General features: G+C 67.0%; 20 protein-coding genes. 14 read left to right on the top strand and 6 right to left on the bottom strand.

Annotated elements, in window-relative coordinates:
* Window positions 1-3 precede the first annotated feature (3 nt).
* The gene (locus CVA01_RS13270) at window positions 4-1,230 is read right to left on the bottom strand and encodes an NAD(P)/FAD-dependent oxidoreductase (protein ID WP_141331367.1); all 1,227 of its coding nucleotides are present in this window, start codon (window positions 1,228-1,230) and stop codon (window positions 4-6) included.
* A gap of 125 nt (window positions 1,231-1,355) precedes the next feature.
* On the opposite strand from CVA01_RS13270, the gene CVA01_RS13265 reads away from it, so the two are divergent.
* The 4 genes from CVA01_RS13265 to CVA01_RS13250 all read left to right on the top strand — a co-directional run bounded on the left by CVA01_RS13265 (window position 1,356) and on the right by CVA01_RS13250 (window position 5,159).
* Window positions 1,356-2,162: a class I SAM-dependent methyltransferase gene (locus tag CVA01_RS13265; RefSeq protein ID WP_170209795.1), complete on the top strand. Its 807-nt coding sequence runs from the start codon at window positions 1,356-1,358 to the stop codon at window positions 2,160-2,162.
* 102 nt (window positions 2,163-2,264) lie between these two features.
* Window positions 2,265-2,711 carry a DoxX family protein gene (locus CVA01_RS13260; protein WP_141331362.1) on the top strand — a complete coding sequence of 149 codons (447 nt, stop codon included), beginning with the start codon at window positions 2,265-2,267 and terminating at the stop codon, window positions 2,709-2,711.
* A gap of 252 nt (window positions 2,712-2,963) precedes the next feature.
* The gene (exaC, locus tag CVA01_RS13255; RefSeq protein ID WP_141331360.1) at window positions 2,964-4,505 is read left to right on the top strand and encodes an acetaldehyde dehydrogenase ExaC; all 1,542 of its coding nucleotides are present in this window, start codon (window positions 2,964-2,966) and stop codon (window positions 4,503-4,505) included.
* Window positions 4,506-4,622: 117 nt separating this feature from the next.
* Entirely contained in the window at window positions 4,623-5,159 is a 537-nt protein-coding gene (locus CVA01_RS13250) for a type 1 glutamine amidotransferase domain-containing protein (protein WP_073884038.1), read from the top strand.
* Between the two features lie 26 nt (window positions 5,160-5,185).
* Here the strand turns inward: CVA01_RS13250 and CVA01_RS13245 are convergent, their stop codons facing one another.
* A complete protein-coding gene (locus tag CVA01_RS13245; RefSeq protein WP_141331358.1) occupies window positions 5,186-5,485 on the bottom strand; it encodes a hypothetical protein in 300 nt (99 codons plus the stop codon).
* 52 nt (window positions 5,486-5,537) lie between these two features.
* Window positions 5,538-6,605, bottom strand: coding sequence for an aldo/keto reductase (locus CVA01_RS13240; RefSeq protein WP_141331355.1), 1,068 nt, complete (start codon window positions 6,603-6,605; stop codon window positions 5,538-5,540).
* Between the two features lie 100 nt (window positions 6,606-6,705).
* On the opposite strand from CVA01_RS13240, the gene CVA01_RS13235 reads away from it, so the two are divergent.
* The 6 genes from CVA01_RS13235 to CVA01_RS13210 all read left to right on the top strand — a co-directional run bounded on the left by CVA01_RS13235 (window position 6,706) and on the right by CVA01_RS13210 (window position 11,614).
* A complete protein-coding gene (locus CVA01_RS13235) occupies window positions 6,706-8,070 on the top strand; it encodes a hemolysin family protein (protein WP_141331353.1) in 1,365 nt (454 codons plus the stop codon).
* On the top strand, window positions 8,070-9,059 hold the full coding sequence (locus CVA01_RS13230) for a CNNM domain-containing protein (RefSeq protein WP_141331351.1): 990 nt from the start codon (window positions 8,070-8,072) through the stop codon (window positions 9,057-9,059). Before CVA01_RS13235 ends, CVA01_RS13230 begins: the two co-directional genes overlap by 1 nt.
* A gap of 202 nt (window positions 9,060-9,261) precedes the next feature.
* Window positions 9,262-9,711 (top strand): MarR family winged helix-turn-helix transcriptional regulator, encoded by a 450-nt coding sequence (locus CVA01_RS13225; RefSeq protein WP_170209794.1) that lies wholly within the window; start codon window positions 9,262-9,264, stop codon window positions 9,709-9,711.
* Window position 9,712: 1 nt separating this feature from the next.
* A complete protein-coding gene (locus tag CVA01_RS13220; protein ID WP_141331347.1) occupies window positions 9,713-10,135 on the top strand; it encodes an organic hydroperoxide resistance protein in 423 nt (140 codons plus the stop codon).
* Between the two features lie 59 nt (window positions 10,136-10,194).
* Entirely contained in the window at window positions 10,195-11,172 is a 978-nt protein-coding gene (locus CVA01_RS13215) for a zinc-binding dehydrogenase (protein ID WP_141331345.1), read from the top strand.
* A gap of 52 nt (window positions 11,173-11,224) precedes the next feature.
* Window positions 11,225-11,614 carry a DUF1304 domain-containing protein gene (locus CVA01_RS13210; RefSeq protein ID WP_141331343.1) on the top strand — a complete coding sequence of 130 codons (390 nt, stop codon included), beginning with the start codon at window positions 11,225-11,227 and terminating at the stop codon, window positions 11,612-11,614.
* A 207-nt stretch (window positions 11,615-11,821) separates the two neighbouring features.
* Here the strand turns inward: CVA01_RS13210 and CVA01_RS13205 are convergent, their stop codons facing one another.
* Window positions 11,822-12,640, bottom strand: coding sequence for a PaaI family thioesterase (locus CVA01_RS13205; protein ID WP_014008667.1), 819 nt, complete (start codon window positions 12,638-12,640; stop codon window positions 11,822-11,824).
* A gap of 148 nt (window positions 12,641-12,788) precedes the next feature.
* Between CVA01_RS13205 and CVA01_RS13200 the strand changes: the two genes are divergently transcribed.
* The 3 genes from CVA01_RS13200 to CVA01_RS13190 are packed head-to-tail and all read left to right on the top strand — an operon-like array spanning window position 12,789 to window position 15,725.
* The gene (locus CVA01_RS13200; protein WP_014008668.1) at window positions 12,789-13,292 is read left to right on the top strand and encodes a Dps family protein; all 504 of its coding nucleotides are present in this window, start codon (window positions 12,789-12,791) and stop codon (window positions 13,290-13,292) included.
* A 59-nt stretch (window positions 13,293-13,351) separates the two neighbouring features.
* Window positions 13,352-14,716: a glycosyltransferase 87 family protein gene (locus tag CVA01_RS13195; RefSeq protein WP_141331341.1), complete on the top strand. Its 1,365-nt coding sequence runs from the start codon at window positions 13,352-13,354 to the stop codon at window positions 14,714-14,716.
* On the top strand, window positions 14,709-15,725 hold the full coding sequence (locus tag CVA01_RS13190) for a GmrSD restriction endonuclease domain-containing protein (protein WP_244938313.1): 1,017 nt from the start codon (window positions 14,709-14,711) through the stop codon (window positions 15,723-15,725). Before CVA01_RS13195 ends, CVA01_RS13190 begins: the two co-directional genes overlap by 8 nt.
* Before the next feature lie 48 nt (window positions 15,726-15,773).
* Here the strand turns inward: CVA01_RS13190 and CVA01_RS13185 are convergent, their stop codons facing one another.
* Window positions 15,774-16,577 carry a CPBP family intramembrane glutamic endopeptidase gene (locus CVA01_RS13185; RefSeq protein ID WP_174775647.1) on the bottom strand — a complete coding sequence of 268 codons (804 nt, stop codon included), beginning with the start codon at window positions 16,575-16,577 and terminating at the stop codon, window positions 15,774-15,776.
* A gap of 249 nt (window positions 16,578-16,826) precedes the next feature.
* Here CVA01_RS13185 and CVA01_RS13180 point away from each other — a divergent pair, with 249 nt between their 5' ends.
* Window positions 16,827-18,305 carry a dicarboxylate/amino acid:cation symporter gene (locus CVA01_RS13180; RefSeq protein ID WP_141331339.1) on the top strand — a complete coding sequence of 493 codons (1,479 nt, stop codon included), beginning with the start codon at window positions 16,827-16,829 and terminating at the stop codon, window positions 18,303-18,305.
* Between the two features lie 316 nt (window positions 18,306-18,621).
* Here CVA01_RS13180 and CVA01_RS13175 read toward each other — a convergent pair.
* A partial coding sequence (locus tag CVA01_RS13175; protein WP_244938312.1) for a Fic family protein occupies window positions 18,622-19,370 on the bottom strand: 749 nt, incomplete at its 5' end.

The raw sequence follows: 19,370 nt of genomic DNA, 5'->3' as shown, positions 1-19,370 counted from the left end.
CACCTACCCGACGGCGATGGCGCCGCGCAGGTCCTCGCCGGTGAGCATCCCGGCGGCGGAGGCGGTCATGACCTCGCGGGCCTTCGGCACGCTGTCCCAGGTGTTCCACAGCAGGACGCCCCGGGCGATCCCGCCGTCCAGGTAGTAGATGACGGCGGCGGTGTGGTCGTCGTTCCAGTCCTCGAGGGTGTCGAGGTCCGTGCTCAGCGTGCCGACCGCCTCATAGCCGTCGTCGAAGATGTCGGAGAAGAACAGCGGCGTGTAGTCGTAGGTGGCCGTGTCGCCGGCCATGTTCTTTCCGGCGATCTCACCGGACTGCTCGGCATTGTCCACGTGCTCGACATGACGACGTCCGAGCAGTGGATCGGTGAATCCGATGATGTCGCCGGCGGCGAAGATATCGGGGTCGCTCGTGCGCAGGGAGGCATCGACGGCGACGGCACCGTCCTCGACCGTGAGCCCGGCGTCCTGGGCGAGGCCGGTCTCCAACACCGCGCCGAAGCCGATGACCACCAGATCGGCGGACGCGGCGGACCCGTGTTCCGGGACGAGTTTCAGCGTCTCGCCGGAGGCGTCGAGGTGGTCGAGGAGGAACCCGTGGTGCACGGTGACGCCTTTGTCGGCGTAAACCTCCTCGAGATGGTCGGTGACCGAGGCCGGGAACATGTGCCCGAGCAACCGGTCGTCCGGGGTGTAGACGTCCACGGTGGCGCCGATGGCGTTGAGTGCGACGGCGATCTCGGAACCGATGTAACCGCCGCCGACGACGGCGACCCGGGTCCCCTCCGAGACTTTGCTCCGCAGGTCACGGTAGTCGCTGACGCTGCGGATGTAGGTGACCCGGCTGTCGTCGCCACCCTTGGCGTCCTCCAGTGTGCGGGCGGACGCACCGGTCGCCAGCAGCAGCGTCCCGTAGGTGACGGTGTTCCCACCGTCGGTGGTGACGGTGTGGGTGGACGGGTCGACCGCGGTGACCGTCACACCGGTGACCAGCTGGGCGCCGGTGTCCCCGGCGGTGCCCAGGTCGATGTCTTCGAGGCCGGTCGATTCGTCGAGCCAGAGGGTCTTGGTGAGGTCCGGTCGGGACACGGGGCCTTCGGGATCCCTGGTGAGGATGAGGACGGCGGCGTCCGGTGTGCGCCCGTGGATGGCACGGGCGGCCTTGTCGGCGGCCACGCCGCCGCCGACGATGATGTGATCGTAGGTTGCCTGCAGCTCACTGTGTGTCATAGTTCCGAGGCTACGCGTGACCCGGACGTGGAATCAGCCCCTGCGGACAGGGCCGGTTGACTGGGTCGGCACGGTGACACCGCGTGCGGTGCTCACCTCGTCGAAGCCACCGGTACGCTGGCGGCATGACTGACTCACCCGCCAACGGTCCCACCTCCGGCAACGCCTCGGAGACCTCGGGCGCCGCGAACGTCCCCAGCAACTGGTTCACCGGCGGCGCCGAGTACGCGACCTACCGCCCGGAGTACCCGACGCAGGTCTCGGCCTTCCTCGCCGGTCTCGCTCCCTCGACCGGTACCGCGGTGGACGTGGGCTGCGGCACCGGTCAGCTGTCCACCCAGCTCGCGGACAATTTCGACAGGGTGCTGGCCTTCGACCCCAGTGAGTCGCAGATCGGGGCGGCCACGGCGAAGCCCAATGTGACCTACGAGGTCGGACGCGCCGAGAACCTCCCGGTGGCCGACGGCACGGTGGACCTGGTCACTGCGGCGCAGTCGGCGCACTGGTTCAATCTGCCGGAGTTCTACGCCGAGGCCCGCCGCATCGCCGCGCCGGGAGCGCTGATCGCCCTGGTCAGCTACGGCGTGCTGCGCATCGCGGACGCGGAACTCCAGGAGCGGTTCGGCCGGTTCTACTACGACGAGATCGGCCCGTTCTGGGATCCGGAACGACGCTACGTCGACGAGGGCTACCGCACCATCGACTTCCCCTTCGAGGAGCTGGATGCACCGGAGCTCAGCATCGACCGTGACCTCGATCCGGAGGGATTCCTCGGGTACATCGGCACGTGGTCGGCGGTGCGTAAGGCCGAGGAGGCGGGCAGGGCGGACCTCTTCCAGAACTTCAGCGCCGACATCGTGCGGATCTGGGGTGACAACGGGCGCCCGCGGCAGGTGTCGTGGCCGGTGACGGTGCGCGTCGGAAAACTCTGACCGGAAGTTCCGGGGTGTGACACGACAGACACATAGTTGACACGTCAACAATTGCGGCCCTAGGGTGGTCTCCGTTCATTACTTACTTTCTGAAAGGACGCCATGGCTTCCGCCACCGGGACCGACACCTTCTCCCGTACCACCTCTGACATCGTCATCCTCATTGCCCGGGTTGCCGTGGGTGTGACCCTCCTGGCCCACGGTTGGCAGAAGTTCTTCACCAACACCATTGACGGCACCTCGACCTTCTTCGAGTCGATGGACGTTCCGGCGGCTACCGCGGCCGCGATCTTCGCGGCGACCGTGGAGCTGGTCGGCGGCATCCTCCTCATCGTCGGCCTGTTCACTCCGGTGGTCGCGGTGCTGGTGGTCATCGACATGATCGGTGCCTGGTGGTTCGTCCACTCCGACGCTGGCACCATCTTCGTCGACGCCGGCGGTTACGAGCTGGTCCTCGTCCTTGCTGCAGGTGCCGCCCTGGTCGGCGCGGTGGCCGGCGGTCGCTACAGCCTGGACCACCTCATCCTCGCCCGGCGGAAGGCTGCGTAGGTCTCTGCTGCGCAACCCCTGCCTCACCCCCGCAAGTCGCCCCCGTTCCGGGAAGGCCTGACGGGGTGTTCTTTTGCCAACTTGACAGTTAAGGGGCGGCGTCCTGCGGCGATAGGTGAAGCTGTGTGACGGCGGCGAGTATATGAACTTATAGTGGTCGCCATCACACACAACTCCCGATAGGTTGGGTCACGCAATCCATCATCAGTCGACCCGGGAGAAGCCCGGTCCACCACGGAGGTAGCCAGTCTCATGACCATCACCGCACAGGGCAGCAACGTCTACGCAGCACCCGGCACCGAGGGATCCCTCATCTCGTTCAAGCCCCGCTACGGCAACTTCATCGGCGGCCAGTGGGTCGAGCCCGCTGACGGCCAGTACATGGAGAACATCAGCCCCGTCGACGGCAAGGTCTTCTGCGAGGTCCCCCGCTCGAAGGCCGCGGACGTGGAGAAGGCCCTCGACGCCGCCCACGCCGCCGCACCCGCCTGGGGGAAGACCAGCGTCCAGGAGCGGTCCCGCATCCTGCTGAAGATCGCCGATGCCCTCGAGGAGAACCTCGAGATGCTCGCCGTCGCGGAGACCTGGGACAACGGCAAGCCGGTCCGTGAGACCCTCGCCGCCGACCTGCCCCTGGCCGTGGACCACTTCCGGTACTACGCCGGTGCGCTCCGCGCCCAGGAAGGCCACCTCTCCCAGATCGACGAGAACACCGTCGCCTACCACTTCCACGAGCCGCTGGGTGTCGTTGCCCAGATCATCCCCTGGAACTTCCCGATCCTCATGGCGGCGTGGAAGATCTGCCCCGCACTGGCCGCCGGTAACGCGATCGTCCTCAAGCCGGCCGAGCAGACCCCGGCGTCCATCCTCGTGGTCGCCGAGCTCATCGCCGACCTGCTTCCCGACGGCGTCCTCAACATCGTCAATGGCCTCGGCGAGGAGACCGGCGCGGCTCTGACCGCCTCGGACCGCATCGACAAGATCGCCTTCACCGGTTCCACAGAGGTCGGCAAGATCATCAACAAGGCTGTCGCCGAGAAGCTCATCCCGGTCACCCTGGAGCTCGGCGGCAAGTCCCCGAACATCTTCTTCGGTGACGTCATGGACGCCGACGACTCTTTCCGTCAGAAGACCCTCGAGGGCTTCTCGATGTTCGCCCTCAACCAGGGTGAGGTCTGCACCTGCCCGTCCCGCGCACTGGTCCAGGAGTCCATCGCCGACGAGTTCCTCGAGCTCGCCGTCGAGCGCGTCCGCCAGGTCAAGGTCGGTAACCCGCTGGATCCCGAGACCATGATCGGTGCCCAGGCCTCCCTGGAGCAGATGGACAAGATCTCCAGCTACCTCAAGTCCGGCCCTGAGGAGGGTGCCGAGGTGCTCATCGGCGGCAGCGTCCGTACCGTCGACGGCCTGGAGAACGGCTTCTACGTCGAGCCGACCGTCCTCAAAGGCAGCAACAACATGCGTTGCTTCCAGGAGGAGATCTTCGGCCCGGTCCTCGCCGTCACCACCTTCCAGGACTTCGACGACGCCATCGCGATCGCCAACGACACCGACTACGGCCTCGGCGCCGGCGTCTGGGCCCGTGACGGCCGGACCGCCTACCAGGCGGGACGCGCCATCCAGTCCGGTCGTGTGTGGGTGAACAACTACCACTCCTACCCGGCGCACGCGGCTTTCGGCGGCTACAAGAAGTCCGGTATCGGTCGCGAGACCCACCTGATGATGCTGGACCACTACCAGCAGACGAAGAACCTGCTCTGGTCCTACGACGAGAACCCCAACGGTCTCTTCTGATCAACTGCCCGGTCCCCGCCTGTTCCTGCCCCGGCCCCCGTGTGCGGGTGTGTCCGGGGCGACGGTTACGGAGTCTGGTGATGGGAATCACGGGACTCGGGCGTACCATCAGGTGGCATGAGCGATCTCAGTAAGTGGACCATCGCGATCCTGGCCACCACCGGCTTCGAGGACACGGAAGTCAGCCAGGCGAAGCACGCCGTGGAACAGGCTGGCGGCCGCGTCCTCATTGTCGCGCCTCAGGACAGCATCATCACCGGTAAGCGCGGAACCGCTTTCACCCCGGACATGATCACCGCCGACGCGGACGCCGCGTCTTTCGGCGGGCTCATCCTGCCCGGCGGTGTCAGCAACGCCGACCAGCTGCGCCTCGATGAGCATGCCGTCGAGCTGGTCCGCGGCATGGCGACGGCGGGTAAGCCGATCGCCGCCATCTGTCACGGCGCCTGGATTCTCACCGACGCGGACGCCGTGACCGGCCGCACCCTCACCTCGTCACCGACCCTGCGCACCGACCTGGTCAATGCCGGCGCGACCTGGGTCGACGAGGAGGTCTGCATCGACGACGGGGGAGCGGGTCTGCTCATCACTTCGCGCACCAAGGCCGATGTCGACGCCTTCAATGCCGCGATCGTGGAGAACTTCGGCCGGTAGGTCTGTGCTTGTCGGGTCTGCCGCGGCTACCGGGCCGGCGGGCCCGGGATGATGCCGGGCAGCGGATTCGCGATGAGGCGCTGCTGGACAGCCCAGGTGACCCCTGCCGCACCGGCACCGGCAGCCAGCGTGGCGACAAGGAACGGGGAGTAGTCGGCGTCCGTGAAGAGGGAGCCGAGAGGCCCCTCCGTGAAGATCGGGTCGGAGCTGCCGATGATCCCCGGCAGGTCAGTGCTCGACGAGGTCGCTCCCTGGGCGACGGCGGGGGCCGCTGTGCCGGCGGCGATGCCGACGGCGACGGTCAGGGACAGGAGGATTCTACGCATGGGAGTAATAGTGCCCCACTCTCCCTGAGAATCACCAGCCCTGCGTCGTCGACTACCGCGTCGAGTCCGTCGCCTTCGCCCACTGGTTGATGCCACGGTCGACCGCGTACCGGTCGATCTCCGTGAGCTCAGTATCCGTGAAGTCGAGGTTCTTCAGCGCGTCCAGGGAGTCATCGAGCTGCTCCACGGAGGACGCCCCGATCAGCGCACTGGTGACCTCCGGGCGGCGCAGCACCCAGGCGATCGCCATCTGGGCGAGCGTCTGCCCGCGACCGGCGGCGATGTCGTTGAGCGCGCGGATGGCGAGCAGGGTGTCGTCGGTGAGGAACCCGGTGTCCATGTTGTGGCGTCCCAGGCGGGAATCCTCCGGCACCCCGTTGAGGTACCGGTCGGTGAGCAGTCCCTGTGCCAGAGCGGAGAAGGCGATCACGCCCATGCCCTGGTCGGCGCAGGTCGCCAGCAGCTCGTCCTCGATCCACCGGTTGAACATCGAGTAGCTCGGCTGGTGGATGAGCAGCGGCGTCCCCAGGTCTTTCGCGATCGCCTGGGCCTGCCGGGTGAGCTCGGGGGAGTAGGAGCTGATGCCGACGTAGAGGGCCCGGCCGGACCGCACGATGTGGTCCAGGGCGGCGACGGTCTCCTCCACCGGGGTCTCCGGGTCCGGTCGGTGGTGGTAGAAGATGTCGACGTAGTCCAGGCCCATGCGCTTCAGTGACGCGTCACAGCTGGCCACGAGGTACTTCCGCGACCCGCCAAAACCGTAGGGGCCGTCCTGCATGATCCAGCCGGCCTTGGAGGAGATCAGCAGTTCATCGCGGTAGGGCCGGAAGTCGGACGCCATGATCCGCCCGAAGTTCTCCTCCGCGGCACCCGGGACGGGTCCGTAGTTGTTGGCCAGGTCGAAGTGGGTGACACCGCGGTCGAAGGCGTGGCGCAGGATCTCCCGCTGGTTCTGCAGCGGACGGTCCGAGCCGAAGTTGTGCCACAGGCCCAGGGTGATGGCCGGCAGTTTCAGACCGGAGATGCCGCTGCGCCGGTAGGGGACAGCGGGGTGCTCGTCGGTGCCCGTGTAGCGGGTGTCGGCGGCGCGGTAGATGTCGGGGTGCACAGGATCGCTCATGGCACCCGAGGCTACGCGGAAAGATCGTGTAAACTTCGTTCACCACTACCGTCGCCTACACAAGGAGTTGATCGTCCACCATGGACGATGGTGAACCCAGGTGAGTACCGCCACCGCAGTTGCGGCACTCACCGCCGGCATCCTCGCCGTTCTCATTCTCATCGCACTGAACGCCTGGTTCGTCGCCCAGGAATTCGCGTACATGTCCGTCGACCGGTCACGCCTCGCCGCCCGGGCGGACGCCGGGGACCGCAGGGCCGCACGCGCCCTGACCGTCACCCGGCGCACCAGCTTCATGCTCTCCGGCGCACAGCTGGGCATCACTGTCACCGGCCTGCTCGTCGGTGAACTCGCTGAGCCGCTGATCGGCGGCGTGGTCGCGGACCTCACCGGGGTCTCCGCGGCGACGATCGCCCTGCTGGTCCTCCTCGTCGCCACGGTCGTGCAGATGATCGCCGCCGAGCTCTACCCGAAGAACCTGGCTATCGCCGCCCCGGAACCCCTCGCGCTGGGCCTGGCCCGGTCGACCTCGCTCTACCTGAAGCTCTTCGGCCCGCTCATCGCCTTCTTCGACTGGTCGTCCAACGCCCTGTTGAAGTTGGTGGGCGTCACTCCGGTGGAGGACGTCGACTCGACAGCCTCCCCACGGGAGCTTGAACGCATCGTGGCGGACGCCCGCACCTCCGGCGACCTCCCCGCCGACGTCTCCGGCGTCGTCGAGCGCATCCTGGACTTCCCGGAGCGCACGGTCGAGCATGCGATGGTGCCGAGGTCGAAGACCGGTGAGTTGTCGGCCACGGACTCCGTCGCCCGGGCCCGCGCACGTATGGCGGTCGAGCACACCCGCTACCCGGTGGTCTCCGGTACCGGGGACGCCGAGGTCCTCCACGGAGTGCTGCACCTGGAGGATGTCCTGGCCGAAGGGCTGGATCCGGCGTCCCCGGTCGTGGACCTGGTCCGGGATGCGGTGGTCCTGCCGGAGGCGATGAGCCTGCCGGACGCCCTCGTCGCGCTGGTGGAAAGTGATGACCGGCTGGCGTGCGTCGTCGACGAGTACGGCGGTGTATCCGGCGTCCTCACCGCCGAGGATCTCGCCGAGGAGATCGTCGGTGAACTCACCGACGAACATGACGAGAAGGTCGCCGTCGCCTGGACGCAGGGTGAGGTGCCCGGCGTCCTACCCGGTGACGAGCACCTTGACGAAGTCGCCCGCCTGCTGGGGATCCTGCTGCCGGAGTCGGACGCCGAGACACTCGCAGGTCTGGTCATCGAGCACACCGGTGACCTCCCGGAGGTCGGTGACGTGGTGCGTATCGCCCTGCCCGCCGACCCCCGCGACGTCCTGGACGAGGTTCCGGTCCGTGTGCTCGTCGCCGAGGTCCGGTCGGTGGAGCGCCATGTCCCCGCTGAGGTGGCCCTGTCCGTGGAGTCCGTGGAGACCGTCGATCCCGCGGAGGAGCTGTGATGACCACCGTGACCGTCATCCTCGTCACCCTGGCACTGTTGCTGGCAAGTGCCTTTTTCGTCATGATCGAATTCGCCCTGCTGGGGGCGAAGCGGCACCGGCTGGAGGAGCAGGCGTCCATCCGGCTCTCCGCCCGCGCCGCCCTGCGCGGCATGGACGAACTCACCGTCATGCTCGCCGCCGCCCAGCTGGGCATCACCGCGGTGACCTTCGCCCTCGGTGCGGTGACCAAGCCGGCGGTCTCCTCGTGGATCAAGCCACTGGTCGAGGCGGTGGGACTGCCGTCGTCCGCCGCCTACCCCGTCTCCTTCATCCTCGCCCTGCTCGTCGTGACCTTCCTGCACCTGGTCATCGGCGAGATGGCGCCGAAGTCCTGGGCGATCGCCTTCCCGGAGCGTGCGGTGCGCCTGATCGCCGTGCCCGCCCGTGGGCTGGCGTGGTTGCTGCGACCGTTGCTGATCGCCATGAACCGGGCGGCGAACCGGCTGGTGCGCTGGTCAGGCGTGGAACCGGTGGACCGTGCCGCCGCCGGTGGGCACGATGCCGATTCACTGCGTCACCTCGTGGAGCACTCCGCGCAGACCGGTGCACTGGATGCCGCGGACCGTGACCGGGTGATCGGTGCACTGGATCTGACCCGTCGGACGCTGGGCGAGCTGCCCGGGGCGTCTGTTCCGGTCCTGCCGGCTGCGGCGACGGTCGGTGAGGTGCAGGACGCCGCCCGCGCCTCGGGTCAGATGCGCGTCCTCGTGGGCGCGGGCGCTTTCGTCCATGTCCGCGACACTCTCACGCTGGACCGGACGTCCCTGGTCAGTGAGGCGGGTATTATCCGCCCGTTGCTGGTCCTTGACCCGGAGCTGCAGGTGCACGAGGTGCTCCGGCGGATGCGGGAGAAAGGCGAGCAGATCATCGGGGTGAGCGGCAGTTCGCCACGCGTCGTGGTCCTGTCCGGGGTTCTCGCGGTCGTCCTTCCGGGCTCGGTCGGTTAGGTCATGCCCCTGCCGTGAGGGCCCCGGTCCGGTGGGGTCAGGGGCGTGTCGGTTCCCATTGCGGTCCGGGGACATGTACCTGGCCCGTACAAGGCTGATTCCGGGGTGGCGCGGTTGCCGCATCGCGCGCGGGTCGACCTCGAGGGACCGAAATCCCTTCAGAGGATTGTGCACAATTAAGATGTGTGCAATAGTTATGGGCATGGGAGCTACCGACCGCATGCTGTGCTTCGCCCTCTACTCCGCAAGCCGTAAGACCACACGCACGTACCGGGAGTTGCTCGAGCCCTGGAACCTCACGTACCCCCAGTACCTGGTGCTCTACGTCCTCTGGAACCAGGGGCCCCGGACCATCCGCGAACTCGGGGAGGAGATGCAGCTGGATTCCGGCACCCTCTCCCCCCTGGTGAAGCGTCTGGAACAGGCGGGCTACGTCAGCCGGCACCGCGCCCCGGAAGACGAACGGGTGGTCAACATCGAGCTCACGGACGCGGGTGAGGGACTCCGGGAACCCCTGTCCGGGATTCCCCGCGAGGTCGCGGCGGCGATGGGAGTCCCTGATGACGACACCGCCGGCAGGCTCATCCGGAGCCTGCGGCAACTCGGCCGTCAGGAACCGGCCCCTCCACACACACCTACCCGAAAGGACTGACATGACCCCGCTCTACACCGCAGAGGCACTGGCCACAGGTGCCGGCCGCGACGGCCACGTCGTAACATCCGACGGACGCCTGGACCTGGATCTCGCCGTCCCCATCGAAATGGGGGGCAGTGGTGACGGTGCCAACCCGGAGCTCCTCTTCGCTGCCGGCTATGCGGCCTGCTTCCATTCCGCTCTCCAGATGGTCGCCCGAACGAAGAAGGTCTCCGTGGCCGACAGCTCGGTGGGCACCCGGGTCGGCATCGGATCCGACGGCAACGGCGGATTCGAGCTCAGCGTGCACCTCGAGGTCACGATCCCCGGCATGCCGACCCAGGAAGCACAGACCCTGGCCGATGCCGCGCACCAGGTCTGCCCCTACTCCAACGCCACCCGCGGAAACATCGACGTGACGGTCTCCGTCGTCGACGACTGACCTCACCCTCAACGACCAACCTGAACGACAACCGTCAACAGCACACAAAGGAGACGTCAATGCGTAGCCTCATCCACGACAGCTTCGGTGAACCCGAAGATGTCCTGCGCCTCACCGAAGAGAACGTACCCGAGCCCTCAGAGGGGCAGGTCAGGATCCGGGTGGTCCTGTCCCCCGTTCACAACCACGACATCTGGACGATCCGAGGAACCTACGGATTCGTTCCCGACCTCCCCGCACATGCCGGAACGGAGGTCCTCGGCACCGTCGACGCCCTCGGCCCCGACGTCTCGGGTCTCGTGCCCGGACAGCGGGTGGTCAGTGGAACCTCCTTCGGCACATGGTCTGAGTACGCGCTGATCGATGCCGCCGGGGCAATCCCCGTTCCCGATCAGTTGTCCGACGACAGTGCGGCGCAGCTGGTGTCGATGCCTTTCAGCGCGATCAGCCTGCTGGACTTCCTAGACCTGCATGAGGGTGACTGGCTGATCCAGAACTCCGCCAACGGAGCCGTCGGAAGGATCCTCGCCCAGCTCGCCAAGGCACGGGGCATCCACGTCATCGGACTGGTCCGCCGTGACGCAGCGGTCGCCGACCTCGCGGCGGAAGGTATCACTGACGTGCTCTCCACCGAGGACCCTGCCTGGCGAGAGAAGCTGCAGGAGATCACCGGAGGTGCGCGGGTAGCGACCGGACTGGACTCAGTCGGTGGCCAGGCGACCGCCGATCTCGTCTCCGTACTCGGAGAGGGCGCCACCCTCGTGTGCTTCGGCGCGATGGGTGACCCGACTATGACGATCCCTTCCGGCCCGGTGATCTTCAAAGACATCACCGTGCGAGGTTTCTGGGGCAGCAAGATCAGCCAGGAGATGAACCCCGGGAAGAAGTCTGAGCTCTTCGGAGAACTCATCACACGGATCTCGGAAGGGAGTGTCACCCTCCCCGTCGAGGGTATCTTCGACGCCTCTGATTTCCGCGAGGCGATGATCTCCAGCATGTCTTCCGGACGCACCGGCAAGGTCCTGCTCCGGTTCTAGCTGACCCCACCAACAACGTAGAGCACCGGAAGAACAGCAGAGGCGAACAGCAATGATCATCACAGGTGCCGTACTGGCAGCACTGGCCGCACTACTCCACGTGTTCATCTTCTACCTGGAGTCCATGGCCTGGACCACCCCCCGCGCACGCGCGATCTTCGGTCTCACGGAGCAGGAGGCGGACAGCACCAGGGAGATGGCTTTCAACCAGGGATTCTACAACCTTTTCCTGGCTGTCGAGGTCCTCGTCGGCGTCATCGTGACCGTGACCACCACTGCCGGAGGTATCGGGCTGGCCCTGACCCTGGCCGGCACGGTGAGCATGTCCGGCGCCGCCGCAGTGCTCTGGTTGACGTCACCGGACAAGCGTGGCGCGGCCCTGAAGCAGGGACTGCTCCCCGTGGCAGCGGTCGTGCTGCTCGCAGTCGGCGCGGCCATGTGACCCCGCCACCTCCGGTGACAGGGCACTGTCTCGCCGACTCCTGAGGTCACCGGTCACAACGGACCGGGCCTGACCACCGACCACGGTTCTCAGAAGACCGTACCGTCAGATCTCCGACAGGCGTTCCTCCACACGGTCCCGGGGTTGGCCTGGTTGCGTAAGACCCGGTTGAGAAGGTCTCTCGGAGAGTGCCACGCCGGACCCACGCTATCCCAGCAGACGCCGGGGGATCGCCAGCTCCAGCAGTTCACCGGTGGTCAGCGCGTCGCGGGACAGGATCTCGCCGCACACGTAGCGGGCCTGCTCCTCGGGCTCGGGGATGCGTCGTGCCGCGGAGAGCACCGAGGTCAGCAGGCCGTGCTCGCCGCTGCCGGTCGGTCCCCAGGCTCGCCAGGCGGCCGCGGTGACCAGGTGCTCCAGTGTCATCCCCTTCGGTTCCCGGGGCGCCATGGACTCGTCGGTCTCGCGCGCCGCCCCGGGCGTCCTCGACGCTTCACGGCCCTTGCGGGGACGCACGTGCAGGTCCTGCTGGCCGACGCCGACGACCGTTCCGTCCCGGTTGGTGATGACGCAGGTGAAGGCGACGTTGTAGTAGCCGTCGTCCTCGATGCCGGCGAGGATCTCCTCGCAGAGCTCGTCGGTGACGCGCACCGTCATCCGGGCACCGTCGCGACCCGGGGCGAGGAACTGGAACTGGCCGGTGCGGGTCCAGGCCTCGTAGTCGCGGCCGAGACGTTTCATGACCAGCGTCCCGAAGAGGAAGTCGGTCATGGAGAACAGGGTTCCGCCGAAGGCTGCACCGTGCATGTTCTGTGTCAACGGCCCCGAATGCAGCACGACCTCGCCGTAGGACCAGTCGTCGGAGATGTTGTGGACGCGCACGCCGTCGCCCGCCAGTGGGGGCCAGATCGCCAGGCCACGCTCGAAAGCACGGGGGGACCCGAAGACCCTCTTCATGACGGTCTTCTCGATCTTCTTCAGCGGCTTGCGGAGCGGCTTCTTCAACTTCTTCGGCACAGTCAACATAGTTCTGTTCACGTTACCTTTTATGGACCTGTTCGGGGGTGGAACAACCACCGGCTCCCCGGTGATCTGGAATAGGCTGGGCCGTGATCCGTTGAGAACAGCGGACACGGCAGATCACCACACGTCATACGAAGGAGCGATAGACACCATGAGTAACTTCACTGTCCCGGGCCTGTCAGAGGGCGATGCCAAGCAGGTCATCGACATCCTGCAGGAGCGCCTCACCGCCTACAACGACCTCCACCTCATCCTCAAGCACGCGCACTGGAACGTTGTCGGCCCGAACTTCATCGGTGTCCACGAGATGCTCGACCCGGAGGTCGAGGCGATCCGTGCCAACGCGGACGCCGTCGCCGAGCGCATCGCCGCCCTCGGTGGCGAGCCGATCGGTACCCCGGACTCCCACTCGCCGGGCCGCGAGCCGCTCCAGTACCCGGTCAACAAGGGCAGCACGGTCCAGCACCTCACCGCTCTCAACGAGATCTACGACAAGGTCATCATCGACTCCCGTGAGGCGGATGCCGCCCTCGACCAGCTCGACCCGGTCAGTGAGGACATGTTCATCGGCCAGATCGGTGCCATGGAGCAGTTCCAGTGGTTCATCCGCGCCCACCTGGAGAACGCCTCCGGCGACCTGCCCGACGGTCAGTAGGTCCTCGGGGCTCGGCGGGTGCCCGGAACGGGAGTCAGGGCAGGTAAACTCTCCCGTCAATGACTGCCCCGACCGCATCCCCGACCACAACCGCAGATACCCCGCGCACAGCGTCCCGACCGCTGGTGCGGGGGCTTTTCGCTGTCATCACAATCGTCGGCCTTGTCTGCCTCGTCTGGCAGCTGGACGGCATCTTCTCCCATGTCCGGGAGAACTACCTGCTCGACGTCGGTGTCTTCGTGGACGCCGGTCAGGCGATCCTCGACGGTAACGCCCTCTACGGTGACGATTTCCCCTCCCGCTCGGGCTTCGCCTTCATCTACCCGCCACTGGCCGCGGTGCTTTTCGTGCCGCTGACCTGGATGGGTGAGGAGACGATGGAGATGGTGTGGACGCTGGCCTCACTGGCCGCCGCCTGGGCCGTGCTGACCATGGCGGTCCACCGGATCACGGTGCTGGCCGGTGTGTCCACTCTCTGGCGTCGTCTCGCCCCGCTCACCGGGCTCGCTGCCCTGGGCTTCGCCCTGCTGATCGAGCCGCTGCAGGTGCATCTGATGTACGGGCAGATCAACGTCTTCCTTGTCCTGCTCGTTGCCGCTGACCTGCTGGGTTACACACCGAAGTGGCTGCGCGGTGCGGGCGTGGGCATCGCCGCCGGCATCAAGATCACCCCGGCGGCCTACGCCCTGGTCTTCCTCGTGACGAGGAAGTGGGGTGACCTCGCCCGCTCTTTCGTCGCTTTCCTCGTGACCGCGGGCCTCGGCTGGATCTTCCGAGCCTCGGACTCGACGTTCTTCTGGACCGAGGAGTTCTTCAACGGCGAGCGCGGTGGTGGACCCGGCTACGCGGCGAACCAGGCGCTCACCGGCATTCTGACCCGCGCGGGCATGGACGGCGACACCGCCCAGACCCTTATGATCCCCGGTCTGCTGGTCATCGCCGTGATCTCCGGCTGGGCGGTGTGGCGGCTGTCGGCGGCCGGACGCCCCGTGAGCGTCCTGCTGACCCTGGTACTCGCGGTGAGCATCTCGGCGCCGATCGCGGTGACACACCACTGGACCGGCATCATCGTCGCGATCGTGCTCCTCGCGGCCCAGCTCTCTGCCCTGGTCACCGGACGCCGGGACGGGTGGGACTGGCCGACGCTGACCGGGACCCTGCTGCTCGTGGTCGCGAACCTGTCCTTCGGGCGGCTCAGCGACGAGGACTACCAGACGAGCGCGAACCACCACTACCAGGTGTTCCCGGAGAACGGCCCGTGGTCGTTCAGCGACATCGGGATTGTAGACTTCCTCTACGGAAACATCCAGGGCATCTCAGGCATCATCTGCCTGGCGTTGCTGTGCCTCGCCGCGTGGCGGGCCCGGCCTGCGGAAGATGCTGGACCCGCTGAAGTCAAGGAACCCCACACCACTGATGCGTAACACCCTCCGGACGGTCGCCGGTCTCTCGGCGGCCGTTCTCGCTTCGTCCGCCCTCGTCAGCTGTTCGACGGATGAGGACGCCACCGTCGTCACCGTCACCTCCACCTCTGAGGTGGTGACGTCCCCGGCCGGGCCCCCGTCGTCGGAGCCCACCGAGGATGCGGAAGATCCAGGGGATGAGGGGGACGCCGCGTCCTCCGCCGATGACGCCGACGCCCCGGCACTGGCCACCCTGGACACCCTCGAGGTCAAGGGTCGCGCCCCGAAAACCGGCTATGACCGGGCACTGTTCGGTCAGGCGTGGGCGGACGTGGACCGCAACGGCTGCGACACCCGCAATGACATCCTCGCCCGCGACCTCACCGACATCACCTACAAGGACGGGACCTGCCGGGTGCTCACCGGCACCCTGGACGACCCGTACACCGGCCGGACCATCAACTTCGTCCGTGGTCAGGACACCTCCACGGCCGTGCAGATCGACCACCTCGTCGCCCTGTCGGACGCCTGGCAGAAGGGTGCACAGCAGCTCTCCCCGGAGCGCCGCGAGCAGCTGGCGAATGACCCGGCGAACCTGCTCGCTGTCGACGGTCCGGCGAATATGCAGAAGAGCGACGGGGACGCCGCCACCTGGCTGCCGGCCAACAAGTCCTTCCGCTGCACCTATGTGTCGATGCAGATCGACGTGAAGGCCGCCTATGCGCTGTGGGTCACGCAGGCGGAGAAGGACGCCATGGTGCGTATCCTCTCGGGCTGTGGCGCCGACGGGATCGCCGCGGGTGGTTCCCCGGTGGCCGGGGACAATGCCGGTGCCCCGGCCGAGGTTCCGGTGGAGGAACCTGCCGCGCCGGCTGCTCCCGCCGCGGAGGATGTGCCGGCCGACCCGGCCGGTGTCTACTACGCGAACTGCTCCGCAGCCCGTGCTGCGGGAGTGACCCCGCTGTACCGCGGCGAGCCCGGCTACCGCTCGGGCATGGACGGCGACAACGACGGCGTCGCCTGCGAGTAACTGCTCCGGGCTTCCCCGGCGTCCGGGCATCCTACCTGGATGCAGCGGTCACAGGAAGGTCCACGCGGCGGCAGCGGCCAGCGCGCCGACGGCGTTGAGGGCCCAGTGCAGGCCGATGGGGGCGAGCACGCTACCGGTGTGGTGACGCAGCCAGGTCAGGCCCGCGCCCGCACCCGCGGTGGCGACGACGGCCAGGCCGACGCCGGCCCACTGGGCGGCGGTACCCGAGCCGAGGAACGCGGTCAGGCCCACGTTGGTGGCGGTGAGGCTCAGCGAGCTGGCGACGTGCCACAGGCCGAAGAGGATCGAGCCGCCGATGAAAACGGCCTTGGTGCCGCCGAGGCGACGGAGCCGGCCGTGGAGCAGGCCACGGAAGGCCAGCTCCTCCGGCAGCACGGTCTGCAGCGGGATGATCACCAGCGCGGCAATCAGCGCGGTGCGCAGCGAGGCGTAGGACTCATTGAAGAAGAAACCCCTGGTCATCGGGATCGCCAGGGCCAGGGCGATGACGGCGGCGACGAGGACGACCGCGCCGATGCCGTATTTCAGGCCCTTGCCGATGTGGGCCCGGCCGAGGCCGAGATCGGTCCAGCTCATACCGCGTGCCTTGGCGATGACGAGCAGACAGGCCACGCCGACCGGGACGATCGCCGCGACCGTGGACAGCGAGGTCAGGTGCGCGGTGACGTTGATGGTGGCCAGGCCCATGATGACGGCGACGACGCTGATGAGGTCGGCGCGTCGGACACGGAAGCGTCCTCCCAGGGACATGGTGGCGGCCATGGAGTCGGGGGCGGCGTCGGTGGAGTCAGCACCGGTGGCCGCTGTGGTGTGTGCAGTGGTGGTGGTCATTGCCTTCTGACGTTACGGGCCCGGCGACCTGCACGCCTAACGAATATGGGTCGAATCACGGTCTTCGTCCGGAACTGACAGGTTGCTGCCAGCATACTGCTTCTCGAACCCACTGACCTGGGATGATGTGCGTCATCGCCCGGTACTGGAGTGATCTCGGGAACACCAGACCGGCAGCATTGTCTCTGTGCAGGTGGAGGCGTAGAGTGACGGGCCGATATAGACAGATCTGTTCACTAGGAGAATCCCATGTCCCACCAGGACACCATCGACGCCCCGCCCGCGGCCTCCACCGGTACCGCCGCGCCGCGTCGGCACCTGCCCGCCTGGCTCACCGGCTTCGGCGCGCAGGTCATCGCCGGCCTCGTGGTCGGCCTCATCCTCGGCTTCATCGCCCGCGCCCAGGCGTCCGACGTCCCCGACGCCGACTCCCCCTGGCTCGCCCAGTTCCTCGACAAGACCGGCTCGATCTACGTCTCCCTGCTGAAGACCATGGTCCCGCCGCTGATCATCACCGCAGTCATCACCTCGGTGGCGAACCTGCGCAAGGTCGCCAACGCCGCCCGCCTGGCGATCAGCACCCTGATCTGGTTTGTCATCACGGCGTTCTTCTCCGTGATCGTCGGCATCCTCGTCGGCGTCATCATGAAGCCGGGTTCCGGCACGGACATCGAAGCGTCCTCCGCCGCCGAGCCGTCCAACACCGGCTCCTGGATGGGCTTCATCGACTCGGTCGTGCCCACCAACTTCCTCGGCCTCGGTGCTTCGGCGAGCTCCGACGGCGATATCTCGGTGAGCTTCAACGTTCTCCAGCTGCTCATCATCTCCCTGGCCCTCGGCATCGCCGCGGTGAAGGCCGGTAAGTCCGCCGAGCCTTTCCTCAACATCACCGAGTCCCTGCTCACCGTGGTGCAGAAGGTCCTGTGGTGGATCATCCGCCTTGCCCCGATCGGCACCGGTGCCCTCATCGGCCACGCCGTCGCCGACTACGGGTGGGACGCCCTGGGCTCCCTCGGTAAGTTCGTCCTGGCGATCTACGTCGGTCTCGCGATCGTCCTGCTGGTCATCTACCCGGCCGTGCTGATGTTCAACGGCCTGTCCGTCACCGGGTTCTACCGCCGCGTCTGGCCGGTGACCTCGCTGGGCTTCGTCACGCGGTCCTCGATGGGTGTCATGCCGGTCACCCAGCGCGTCACCGAGCAGTCCATGGGCGTGCCGAGCGCCTACGCGTCCTTCGCCGTGCCGCTGGGCGCGACGACGAAGATGGACGGCTGCGCCTCGATCTACCCGGCGATCGCCGCCCTGTTCGTGGCCCAGTTCTACGGCCTCGACCTCGGCTTCACCGACTACCTGCTCATCATCTTTGTCTCGGTGATCGGCTCTGCGGCGACGGCCGGCACCACCGGCGCGACCGTGATGCTCACCCTGACGCTGTCCACCCTGGGCCTGCCGCTGGCCGGTGTGGGCCTCCTGCTGGCCATCGAGCCAATCATCGACATGGGGCGCACCGCGGTCAACGTCACCGGCCAGTCCCTGGTGGCCACGGTCGTCGCCAAGCGCGCCGGGATCTGGGAGAAAGACGTGTGGGACTCCGCCGGCGAGCACGGCTTCGACCTTGAGGCCGACGATGAGGCTGTTGCCTCCGATGAGGACGCCACCACGGTCGTCGCGTCCACCCCCTCCACCTCTGACGGCGCCACCGTTACCGCAGACGTCACCTCGCGCTGACCTGGCGGGGCGCAACCCACACAAGCGCCATCCACTTCGTTCAGCGCCACCCGGCTGTGTAAGTTCGCCGGGGAAACTGACACGGCCGGATGGCGCCACGCACAACCCGATGGCGCAGCATGTTCTGCAGGAGTGGTTTAACGCCAGGACGCTCCCGGTTCGGCAACCTCTCCATCACGGGCAGCACGCCATGTCGCAGTCAGCCGAGCGGCGATACGGGGTCGGGTGACCTCTACGTCGACACCAAGTTCTTCGTGGCATTCCCGAGCACGGGCCTGAACGGGGGTTTCACGATTGCGGTTCGTTGCTTACGCCATCAGGAACGGGTGAGGATCTCCAGCGCGGGACGGTTGATGAAGACCTTCTGCCGTCCATCGGCCCTGGACTCCTCCAGAATCCCGGCGTCAGCGAGGGCGCTCAGCCAGTTCGAGGCAGTCTGCCGCTTGGCCAGTCCCCGGGCTTCGATGTCTCTGATTCGGACATAGGGCACGGTGAAGAGGAGTTCGGCCAGTTCCATGGCCGGGGCGGCGGGGAGGGCATCCCGGATGTGCAGGGAGGTCATTTCCTGCATGGCGCGGAGGTCATTGATCAGTTCGGCAGTGTCGCGGGCAGCGTCCTCGACGGCCTTGAGCATGAAGAGGACCCACCCCTCCCAGTCCTGGTGGGTGGTGACGGCGAGTAGTCGGTCGTAGTACTCGTTCTTCCTGCTGACGATGACGCCGGACAGGTAGAGAACAGGAAGATCCAGGAGCTCCTGCTGGATGAGAAGCAGGATATTGAGGATTCGTCCGGTGCGACCGTTTCCGTCGGGGAAAGGGTGGATGGCCTCGAACTGGTAGTGCAGCAGCGCCATGAGGACCAGTGGATCAAGGTCGTGGGGTGAGTAGATGAACCGTTCCCATGCGGCGAGATGCTGGCTGATCACGTCGGGGCCGGACGGAGGAGTGTACCGCCGGAGTCCTGAGGCCCCGTCCCCGATGTAGGTGCCCGGGGTGGTGCGCACCGAGACCGGTGCATTCTGGAGGACGCTACACACGTCTGTCGCGGTGCGGACGGACAGAGGGG

It is taken from the genome of Corynebacterium variabile (genome assembly GCF_006539825.1).
In the GTDB taxonomy this organism is placed as follows: domain Bacteria; phylum Actinomycetota; class Actinomycetes; order Mycobacteriales; family Mycobacteriaceae; genus Corynebacterium; species Corynebacterium variabile.
This window is presented reverse-complemented; position numbering and strand designations above follow the sequence as displayed.

What these genes read in the sequence shown, in the direction of transcription:
- CVA01_RS13220 (WP_141331347.1), top strand. Translation starts at nt 9,713, where the DNA reads ATGACCCCGCTCTACACCGCAGAGGCACTGGCCACAGGTGCCGGCCGC.
- CVA01_RS13210 (WP_141331343.1), top strand. Translation starts at nt 11,225, where the DNA reads ATGATCATCACAGGTGCCGTACTGGCAGCACTGGCCGCACTACTCCAC.
- CVA01_RS13250 (WP_073884038.1), top strand. Translation starts at nt 4,623, where the DNA reads ATGAGCGATCTCAGTAAGTGGACCATCGCGATCCTGGCCACCACCGGC.
- CVA01_RS13200 (WP_014008668.1), top strand. Translation starts at nt 12,789, where the DNA reads ATGAGTAACTTCACTGTCCCGGGCCTGTCAGAGGGCGATGCCAAGCAG.
- CVA01_RS13265 (WP_170209795.1), top strand. Translation starts at nt 1,356, where the DNA reads ATGACTGACTCACCCGCCAACGGTCCCACCTCCGGCAACGCCTCGGAG.
- CVA01_RS13230 (WP_141331351.1), top strand. Translation starts at nt 8,070, where the DNA reads ATGACCACCGTGACCGTCATCCTCGTCACCCTGGCACTGTTGCTGGCA.
- exaC (WP_141331360.1), top strand. Translation starts at nt 2,964, where the DNA reads ATGACCATCACCGCACAGGGCAGCAACGTCTACGCAGCACCCGGCACC.
- CVA01_RS13240 (WP_141331355.1), bottom strand. Translation starts at nt 6,605, where the DNA reads ATGAGCGATCCTGTGCACCCCGACATCTACCGCGCCGCCGACACCCGC.
- CVA01_RS13270 (WP_141331367.1), bottom strand. Translation starts at nt 1,230, where the DNA reads ATGACACACAGTGAGCTGCAGGCAACCTACGATCACATCATCGTCGGC.
- CVA01_RS13245 (WP_141331358.1), bottom strand. Translation starts at nt 5,485, where the DNA reads ATGCGTAGAATCCTCCTGTCCCTGACCGTCGCCGTCGGCATCGCCGCC.
- CVA01_RS13180 (WP_141331339.1), top strand. Translation starts at nt 16,827, where the DNA reads ATGTCCCACCAGGACACCATCGACGCCCCGCCCGCGGCCTCCACCGGT.
- CVA01_RS13260 (WP_141331362.1), top strand. Translation starts at nt 2,265, where the DNA reads ATGGCTTCCGCCACCGGGACCGACACCTTCTCCCGTACCACCTCTGAC.
- CVA01_RS13185 (WP_174775647.1), bottom strand. Translation starts at nt 16,577, where the DNA reads ATGACCACCACCACTGCACACACCACAGCGGCCACCGGTGCTGACTCC.
- CVA01_RS13215 (WP_141331345.1), top strand. Translation starts at nt 10,195, where the DNA reads ATGCGTAGCCTCATCCACGACAGCTTCGGTGAACCCGAAGATGTCCTG.
- CVA01_RS13225 (WP_170209794.1), top strand. Translation starts at nt 9,262, where the DNA reads ATGGGAGCTACCGACCGCATGCTGTGCTTCGCCCTCTACTCCGCAAGC.
- CVA01_RS13190 (WP_244938313.1), top strand. Translation starts at nt 14,709, where the DNA reads ATGCGTAACACCCTCCGGACGGTCGCCGGTCTCTCGGCGGCCGTTCTC.
- CVA01_RS13205 (WP_014008667.1), bottom strand. Translation starts at nt 12,640, where the DNA reads ATGTTGACTGTGCCGAAGAAGTTGAAGAAGCCGCTCCGCAAGCCGCTG.
- CVA01_RS13195 (WP_141331341.1), top strand. Translation starts at nt 13,352, where the DNA reads ATGACTGCCCCGACCGCATCCCCGACCACAACCGCAGATACCCCGCGC.